Here is a 9,229-nt window from a genome sequence, read left to right on the forward strand (position 1 = left end):
CTGAAATTAGAGTGCGAAGATCATAAACTGATATTTGCGGTAGTATGAACAGACAATGATATTCTGTATTTTAGAAATATAATATTTTTCTGTAGGATCAAATAATGTTAGCTTTGATGTTATTGGAGCGTCACCGGAAGAATGATATGGTTATGCAGGTCCGGTAGGAAAGAGTGGACTAGAAACAGCTAATGATGGAGAAACTTGGTGGGAGAAACGTCATAAGCGGTTGGAGGAATTTATTGAAGAACAGATTGAAAAAAATCAAAAGGAACATTTGATAAAACGTAAACAAATGGAAGATGTATATAGAAGTCGGACATATGAAAGTAAACAAAGACTGTCCAATCTATTGAATAACTCAAATGCTAACAGTGATAATGTCAATATTCAGTCATTGGTGTCAACAGCAGCTTCTAGTTATGAAAAGAGCATTGAGATGGTATCTCATGATAAAATCTGAATTATTACATGATTATAATCAAATTATTGGATGAACAATAATTTTGTTTATAAAATATTAGAAGAAGGAGGTTGGTGATATTATGAATATATTTTTTAACAGCCGAATAAATGCTAATCAGTCATTGCTTAATGTTCTGTTTGGTCAACAGCAAAAAGCGGCAAGCAGTCAAAACACTGGTTGTAGAGGCACAAGAGATACCTTAACGATAAGTGCATCGGGAAAGGAAAAACTGACAAAAAGTACAAGTGGAAGAACACATAATACAAGTATTGACAGTAGCATTGACTTAAAGTCCTATATAGTTTCAGCAAAAAAAACGAATCAAGAGCTCATTGAGAATGCAGGAACACAGATTAATGCGAAAACAAGTGAATATATGAGTACAGGTAAAGCATTTAGGGCGGCATTAACGGAAAAGTATTCTAAGCTTGCCGCAGAAGCAAAAACACATTCTAACCCAGAAAATTATATTCATTCCAAGTATTTTGATAAGAGTTCAGAGTATTACGAGACTAATTTGACTGATACAGAACGTAGGATTGCATATAATTATGAGATGCAGATGTGCCGGACAGGAAAAATAAATGGTGTAAATTATCAGGATTCTTTGTTCAGGGGAATTGAAGTGGACGGCGACAGTGTAGATTCGGATAAAATCCAATTTGAAAGAGCATTGGTAAATTCGCAGATTTCAAATATTTTAAAGCAGGCTGGTGTCGATACATCTTCTATTACGAAAGATTGTACTTTTACTGTCGATCCATACAGTTACGAGATAACGGTAGATGGCGTGGATGAAGAAACAAAGGTGTTGATGCAGAATGCTTTAAATGTAGGTAATAATGGGAAAAATCTCTATAAGCATATCTATTATTGCTCAACACAAGATGGCTGTGAGAGTTCTCAAGTAACAGAGGAATCAAAGATGAAATACGAAGCATATCATCAGGTTTATAGTTATACAGGATATGAATTAGACAAACTTGAGGAAAAAAATGGGACATATTATACGGAGTCGGGAGAGAATATATTAGACTTAGTGGATAGTGCAGTTGAAAGTTCCGGAAAAGTTCCGAAAGAGTTTAAGCAGCAAATGAATAATTGGATACATGACCTGGTTTCAACTATTTCAACCAGAGGATGGAACAATGTGCCAGATATGACTTTAAGCATTTTATATGGAAAGAGCAGCTTAAAGGATATGAACCAGTTGATTACATACCAGTATGAAGCTGATCGTATGAACAGACAATGGTATTCTGTGCTTTAGAAATATAATATTTTTTTGCAAACTGGTTGAAAAATTACGAAAAAAGGAGAACCCTGTATGGGAATTGGAATCATTCAGAATCATAGTCAGTATAAGAATATTTGTGGTAATTATACATATCATATGCCGGCTCCGGTATGCCAATCAAAAATGAAGGACTTAGGTGATGAATTTGTTCTGACGGAAAAAATGATGGAGACAATAATCTTTATCGTAATGCTTTTACGGGGGCATCTACAAGTGCAACAGTAAAAGGATACGGTTCGGGAGTTGTGGATTTATCGTTATTGAACATTGGCACCAATAAGAACAATCGTTTTATTGGTTTATTGAGTAATGACAGGGATGAGGAATATCGTCTGGCTGGCTATGTAGAGGAATTAGATCGTTTTTTGAATAAGGTATCAAATGGGAACGTAACAGTAGATGATTTATGATGTTCTGGCTTATAAAAAGGAAAATGGGACGATTCCAAGATATCAGATTCAGATGGATGTGGGAGGCAATTAAAATAAGTAGTATAGGAAGTCAGTAGTGCGTGAATAAACTGCTGACTTCTTTTTTTGATAGATACAGTCACTCCCAGGAGCGTGTGCCGGATAAAACAAATTAACAGGAGGCAGATAAAGCGATATATGTGATATTCTATTTCACAACAAAAAAAGGTCTGTTCACAACATGGTGGCTAGCTATTTAAAGAACTTTTCCGATATTATAAATATAATTGTATGTAAGTAAGGAAGTGACAAGATGCAAATAGCAATCTGTGATGATGAAAAATCTATAGGATTGATATTAGAAGAAAAAATAAAGAAATTATTACCGGATGCAGTAATAGAAAAATATTTATCTGGTGATGAATTGATTGCAAGTGGTTGTGAGCCGGATATTCTATTTTTGGATATTCAGATGCCAGGAATGGATGGAATGGAAACGGCAAGGATTCTGCGTCAGAAAAATGAAAGAATGGTATTGATATTTGTAACTGCTGTGGAGGAGTATGTTTTTCAGGCATTTGATGTTGCAGCATTTCATTATCTGGTGAAACCGTTTTCAGATGAAAAATTTGAGGAAGTTGTGAAACGTGCAGTCAGAAGCATTGAAAAATATTCTGAAAATCAATCGGATGAAAAATACATGATGGTGCAGTCCGGAGGAAGCCATATGAAAGTGTTTTTGAAGGATATTGTGTATGCTGAGGTATATAATCGAAAAGTCATTATCCATACACGGGATACGAATATTGAATATTATGGAAAATTGCAGGAACTGAGTGAAATTGCGGGAGCAGATTTTTTTCGTACACACAGAGCCTACCTCGTACATTTCAAATATGTTCAGAAATATGATGCAAATTGTGTGACGATGGAAAATGGAACTGCATTGATTGCAAAACAGAATTATTCTGAGTTTGTAAAACAATATTTGAAATATAATCAGAGGAAAGGAAAAGAAATCGGATGAGTTTGGTAGAAAAATGCTGGATGGTTACATCGAAAATTTCTGTTATCGCACTCCTTATGATTACAGGAATCTATTTTGGAAAATTTGTTTGTCCCTATATAAAAAAGAAAAAAGGGGCTGTGGCAGTCAGTATTGTTTATATTACGATTATGCTTGTTTTATATATGATTCCGCCACAGATTGATAATTTTTCCGCATATCTGATTGGAGTTATAGCAGCGTTTCTTGTGATGTATGCAGAGGACAGAAGAAATATATATCAGAAAATATTTCTTGCAATTACGTTCTTTTCTATCCGATGGTTAACGGTTGCAATGGCAGCCAGACTTGATGATCTTGTTACAAAAGCACTTGTATTTCGGAATATGAGTGCAGAAAAAGTGTGGTTGCAATACGGACTATATGTTGGAACCAGAGTTTTGGATATTGTACTTTGTATTGCTTTTATTGCGGTTGCAATAGGACTGATCAATAAAGCGTATATATACAAAAAAGATGAAATGAGCGTCAAAGAGATGGTAATGCTTATTATACCTTCACTTGTAGGCGTCACTGGGTATGGCATTTTACAATATTATCTCATGATATACGAAAGAGATACTGGAAAGAACTTGATTGATACATATGGATTTTATGGAGCTTTAAGCTTTTTACACTATCTGATTTCCATAGTTGCTATTCTTGTTGTGATTGTAATGTTTCAAAACTGGAAAGAGATGCAGGAAGAACAGCGGGGACAAGAGCTGGTATTAAATCAGATCAGTGACATGAAAAAGCATATCGAGGAAGTCGAAAAGTTGTATCGGGATATCCGCTCCATGCGCCATGATATGGGAAATCATATACAGACACTGGAACATCTGGTGGCACATAATAATATGGATGATGCTACAGAATACTTGGAACATCTGAAAAATGAATGGGACGAGGTATCTCCGGAAATAAAGACAGGAAGTCCGGTAATTGATGTCATTTTGATGGAAAAGCTGAGAGAAGCAAAAGAAAGGCAGATTCGGTTTCTGTCGGATTTTCATTATCCGCAGAATACGAAGTTAAATGCATTTGATTTGAGTGTGATCATGAATAATGCCTTGAATAACTGCATGGAAAATGTAAGTGGAGATGATCCGTATATCAGCATTTCTTCTTTTCGGAAAAACAGTATCTTTATGATAACCATAAAAAACAGTTTTGGGGGTCAGCTTAATTTTGGTGACAGCGATTTGCCAGAAACAACCAAATCTGGGAGGGAACATGGAATGGGTCTGAATAACATTCGCCGGGTTGCCAGAATGTATATGGGAGATATATCTTTGGAGCAGGGAAATGAGGAAGTAATCCTTAGCATTATGATGCAGGTAGAATAAAGAAATAAATTGGCACTATGTATTTTGTAAATTACAGAAATTACAGAAATATGTAGTGCTTTTTTTGCGCAGGTAGCGATGAAAATATGTTGCTTGCAACAATATTTGAGGAGCACTGCGACAGTCTGAAAAGCATTTTCAGACTGCTTCACAACGAAAAAAGGGCGGTTCACAACATTATGGTTTATTGTGAAGAAAGATATGCCGAAAGAAAAAATAAAGAGAAATCATGTTATACAGATTTTCAGGAAACGGATTTCAGAGTATTAGCTCAAGGAGGACAACGAAATGATGAAAATTAATGGATTTAACGGAACGAATACGCAGACAGGAGCAATAGGAATGGCACAGGCGAATGATTCTGTGAGTAAAAATATTCAGAATCAGATTGCAAATGCACAGCAGAAATTGCAGGACTTATCATCAAATGAAGAACTGTCATTAGAGGATAAGATGAAGAAACGTCAGGAGATACAGCAGGAAATTACAAATCTCAATCAACAGTTAAGACAGCACCAGATTGAACAGAGAAAGGAACAGCAGAGTAAAAAATCATCTATGGATGATATGGTGGCTGGTACAAAAAATACATCTGCAAAGAAAGGAACAGGCTTGTCACAGGCAGGTATGCGGGCAATGATTTCCGCAGATTCATCTATGAAGCAGGCAAAAGTGCAGGGTAGTATGGCAACACAGATGGAAGGAAGAGCCGGTGTGCTTGAGTCTGAAATCAAGCAGGATGCTGGAAAAGGCAATACCGAAAAGAAAGAAGAAGAACTGGCAGATTTGCAGGCAAAAGCGCAGTCTGCAACAGCAGCACAGATGTCTTCACTTTCAGATGCAAATAAATCTATGGAAGAAGCAGCAAAGGCAGACAACCGTACAGATGCAGCAGAAACAAAGAAGAATCAAACTCAGAAAGCAGAGAATACACAGGAAAATGCAGATACGACAACAGATGCATCAGAGAATGCAGATGTCAAAACAGAAACAGCAGAAACAATAACAAATCCAGCATCAGAAAGTGGACAGTCGGTAGTATATACACCGATAGATATACGTTTATAGTTCGGAAAGGAGGCTGGTGTTATGTCAGAAATCAAAAGTTTTAGTGATTATACAAGTAAATATAACAGCAATGTAGATTTTTCAGCTTTGTTTAGTGGAACGTCAGATAGTTCATCAGTAGGCAATACAAATATGCTTTCTGATTATGCTGCAATCAAAAATGGAAGCTATGGAAAACTTATGAAAGCATATTATGCAAAACAGGATGCTGAAAAATTATCAGGAAAAGGTGATACTTCACAAAGACTTACCTTGATGAAAACAAGTGCAGATTCTCTGAAAAAATCAGCAGATGCTTTGAATGACTCTTCTCTTTGGGAAAAAAAGAAAATAAAAAAGAAAGATGAAAAAACGGGGGAAGAGATTGAGGTAGAGGATTATGACTGGGATAAAATCACCAAGGCAGTAAAATCTTTTGTTGAAGATTATAATGATGTAGTTAAAGAAGCCGGAGAATCTAATACAAAGGATGTATTGCGAAATGCTTCATGGATGACTGGAATGACAGACAAAAACAGTAATATGCTTGCCAAAATAGGTATTACCATAGGAAAAGGAAACAAGTTGGAATTAGATGAGGATGCTTTAAAGCAGGCAGATATCAGTTCGCTGAAAACGGTCTTTACAGGATATAATTCTTTTGTAAGCAAAATATCGCAGAAAGCAACTGGTATATCGAATGCTGCAAACCGGGCGAGTGCAACCTATACAAATAATGGTACATACTCTAAGACGGATTCTTCTTTGACATCGAGCAAGATAGATAAAGAAGTATAGAAAGTGTGGACTAACTTAAGGAGGTTGCTATGAAAGTTCAAGGAAATAGGTATATTAATAATCCAGAGATGATAAAAAATAAGGTTGAGAAGCAAAAAATGGTTCCTCAGAATATGATTTCGGAAGATGATGTGACAATCAGTGATTCAGCAAAAAAATTAGTGAAGACTGCCCGTGATAAAGTCTCAGAGTTTCAGGCAATGCATTTTTCATCAATCAATGGAGAGATAAAAGAAATACCGGCAGAATACAAGTGTGAGAATTTGTTTCAATTGGAATTAAAGGCGTCTTCTATTTCAGGAGATCGAAGTGTCTTTGAGGGACATTCTGAGAATCAGGCTGCGGTTTTTGAGAAGTGGATAGATGAAAATGCGGCAGAATATTTATCAGAAGATGAAAGAAATACATTAAAAGAGCAGATCGGCACAATGGTGGCAGCGGTAGATGACTTGAATGCCAGGGAAGGGTATCGTGGTACTTCATTTGAATCGGTATTTTTATTAAGTGCAAGTGAGGCTGGATTAAACAAAATAAATAAAATGTATGTCCCGGAGCAATTACAGGCAGGTTTTTCAGATATGATTGACGAATATGTTCATTTTAATGAGTCGGCACGCAATTCTATCATGGAGAGAATGACACCGGATTATATGGTTGTCGGAATAGGGAGCAAAACAGAAGCTTATAAGTACAAATCAGAAATCATCTCCGATGAGAGAGCTTTCTATACGAATGAGAAAATGGAAATGACCGGTTTGTGTGACAAATTTTTAAATGATGAAATAGATAAGGATTCATTTTATGATGGGCTGAAAGGTTACTTGAATCATTACTATGAAAACAGATATGAATTAAGAAATCAGCCGGGAAGTGTTAGAGAAAAATCAAACGATATGCTGGACAAATTGCAGCATATGTTTGGCGTTTAATGTTGAAAAAGGGTTTGGAGACTAGCTATGAAGACAGTAACAGATGTAAACACAGTAAACCAGCTGTTGACATATTCAAAGCAAGCAGAGGCAGGAATACACCAAAAAGCAATACAGATGTTGCTTGGAGTAGGAAATAATAAAAAACAGGACAGTTTAAGTATTTCTGATGCTGCACGAGGCTTTTCAAAGCAATCAATAGCTGCACTGATAGATAAAAATGCGAATATTTCTAACAGTGAATTGGCTTATTATTTTGCAAACTATAATAATTCAAGTGCTATTTTGAATGCAATCAATTTTGGGGAGAATGTTTCCTGTGGATATAATTCTGATTTTAAGGAGTACGGGGTTATTTCCTTTGAACTTAATGGGAGCAGACAGGTAGTACCTAATTATGCAGTATCGAAAATGAATACAAGCACCTTGTCAGGCATCTGTGCTGAGAATAATTCTCTGGTACTAAGTAATAAAAGTTATTATTCATGGACAACATCAAGTGGTGGTAAATATACATGGACGGTCAATAATGGAAGGATAGGCTGGGCAGCCTCGGAATCGTTGCTTGCAGAGAATACAAATCAAAAAGGGACAAATTATAAGTGGGAAATGTGTAAGGCAGGCAATATCCTGTCTGATCTGGCACAGGGAAAGAGTGTGTGGGGGTATCTTTACAGCAATGAGGAGGTATTGTCCGTCTGTGAGAAAGTCGGGATTTCTCCGGGATTCTTTTCTATAGAAGCGGGAGCAGGAAAACACACTTATTTATTGCAGGAATCAGGAAAGACCATAAATGTTGACGCAAAGATAAAACAGTTAAATGATATAAACTGGATAGAAATCGGATTTAAAGAAGGAGATACGTTTTCCGTTTATGGTAAAGAGTATGCTATTGACAGCAGTGGGCATATCAATGTTTTGGCAGAAGATGAATTTACATCAACGGAAATTAAATATCCAAGTCGTTCAATATAATAGAAATTATTTTAAGTTTCAATAACAGGGAGGTAGGATTATGGCAATTACAGGTATCAATAACAGTAGTTACACATCGTATTATGCTTCAAATTACAAGAATACTGTTAAAAAAACAGATAGTGAAAAGGATAGTACAAATACAAAAGACGGCAACGTGACAACAAGTACAGTTGAATTAAAAACATCACGTCCCGGTGTGACAAAAACAGAGCAGATTAAGACAGGGTATAGTAATGTAAATGATTATTCAAAATACTTGCAAGGAAAATACCATTATATGAATATAGGGCTGACTTCAATGCAGGGCATTCCGACAACGGTATCTGTTTCAAGTGCATTTTTACAAAAGTGCATGAATGATCCGGAAAAAGCAAAGTATTTGGAGGAAAACTTAGCAGCCATTCCGGATTGTACAAAAGATACGATTAATGGATGTTTGGGCACTGTGACAAATCAGAGTTATATGATTGATGCAAACGGAAATATTATAGAGACAGCATCTTGTACAAATGATCCAGATGGGAAAATAGCGAAAGAGAATGCTGAACGAAAGGCAAAAGAGAACAGAGAAAAAGAGGAAAAAGTAAAAGAGAAAAGAGCTGCTAAAAAAGCAGAGGAAGAAAAAGCTGCAAAGAAACGTGCAGAAAAATCGGCAGAAGGAAAAGAAACGGGTGATTATACCTTATCCGTAACTGGTAATGATGTAAAAAGTATGACACAGAGCCTTGTAGCAGAATCTGTGAGTATTTCTGCACCTGATAGATCAAGTTTTGATATTAAGGCATAAGAGGGTTCGGTAAAAGGAAAATATCAAATCAATGCATTAGTTGGAAGTGCTTGTTTCCTATTATGGCATATCCAAGCTAACGATAGCAAAAATGGCTGGTGTTGAGGAAAATGATATTGACAG

At 36.1% G+C, this 9,229-nt stretch carries 11 protein-coding genes; all 11 read left to right on the plus strand.

What is annotated here, in order from left to right:
- The first annotated feature begins 545 nt into the window (after positions 1-545).
- Complete coding sequence (locus tag DWX65_RS14505; RefSeq protein WP_117699210.1) at positions 546-1,736, plus strand: DUF4885 family protein; 1,191 nt, start codon at positions 546-548, stop codon at positions 1,734-1,736.
- Positions 1,737-1,793: 57 nt separating this feature from the next.
- Positions 1,794-1,988, plus strand: coding sequence for a hypothetical protein (locus DWX65_RS14510; protein WP_117699209.1), 195 nt, complete (start codon positions 1,794-1,796; stop codon positions 1,986-1,988).
- A gap of 20 nt (positions 1,989-2,008) precedes the next feature.
- On the plus strand, positions 2,009-2,173 hold the full coding sequence (locus DWX65_RS15070) for a hypothetical protein (protein ID WP_158561579.1): 165 nt from the start codon (positions 2,009-2,011) through the stop codon (positions 2,171-2,173).
- A gap of 313 nt (positions 2,174-2,486) precedes the next feature.
- Positions 2,487-3,200, plus strand: coding sequence for a LytR/AlgR family response regulator transcription factor (locus DWX65_RS14515; RefSeq protein ID WP_117686938.1), 714 nt, complete (start codon positions 2,487-2,489; stop codon positions 3,198-3,200).
- Positions 3,197-4,567 (plus strand): sensor histidine kinase, encoded by a 1,371-nt coding sequence (locus DWX65_RS14520; protein ID WP_118173729.1) that lies wholly within the window; start codon positions 3,197-3,199, stop codon positions 4,565-4,567. The genes DWX65_RS14515 and DWX65_RS14520 overlap by 4 nt, the downstream gene beginning before the upstream one ends.
- A gap of 291 nt (positions 4,568-4,858) precedes the next feature.
- Positions 4,859-5,635: a FlxA-like family protein gene (locus DWX65_RS14525; protein WP_199535063.1), complete on the plus strand. Its 777-nt coding sequence runs from the start codon at positions 4,859-4,861 to the stop codon at positions 5,633-5,635.
- 21 nt (positions 5,636-5,656) lie between these two features.
- Entirely contained in the window at positions 5,657-6,412 is a 756-nt protein-coding gene (fliD, locus tag DWX65_RS15450) for a flagellar filament capping protein FliD (protein WP_242997892.1), read from the plus strand.
- A gap of 29 nt (positions 6,413-6,441) precedes the next feature.
- Positions 6,442-7,341, plus strand: coding sequence for a hypothetical protein (locus DWX65_RS14535; protein WP_118173731.1), 900 nt, complete (start codon positions 6,442-6,444; stop codon positions 7,339-7,341).
- Between the two features lie 27 nt (positions 7,342-7,368).
- The gene (locus DWX65_RS14540) at positions 7,369-8,316 is read left to right on the plus strand and encodes a hypothetical protein (protein WP_118173732.1); all 948 of its coding nucleotides are present in this window, start codon (positions 7,369-7,371) and stop codon (positions 8,314-8,316) included.
- 40 nt (positions 8,317-8,356) lie between these two features.
- The gene (locus DWX65_RS14545) at positions 8,357-9,106 is read left to right on the plus strand and encodes a hypothetical protein (RefSeq protein WP_055287939.1); all 750 of its coding nucleotides are present in this window, start codon (positions 8,357-8,359) and stop codon (positions 9,104-9,106) included.
- A 46-nt stretch (positions 9,107-9,152) separates the two neighbouring features.
- Positions 9,153-9,229: HTH domain-containing protein (locus DWX65_RS15790; RefSeq protein WP_442969762.1), on the plus strand; the 77-nt coding region annotated here is incomplete at its 3' end.

The sequence above is a fragment of the Roseburia sp. AF20-18LB genome, from assembly GCF_003461185.1.
GTDB classification, from domain to species: domain Bacteria; phylum Bacillota; class Clostridia; order Lachnospirales; family Lachnospiraceae; genus Roseburia_C; species Roseburia_C amylophila.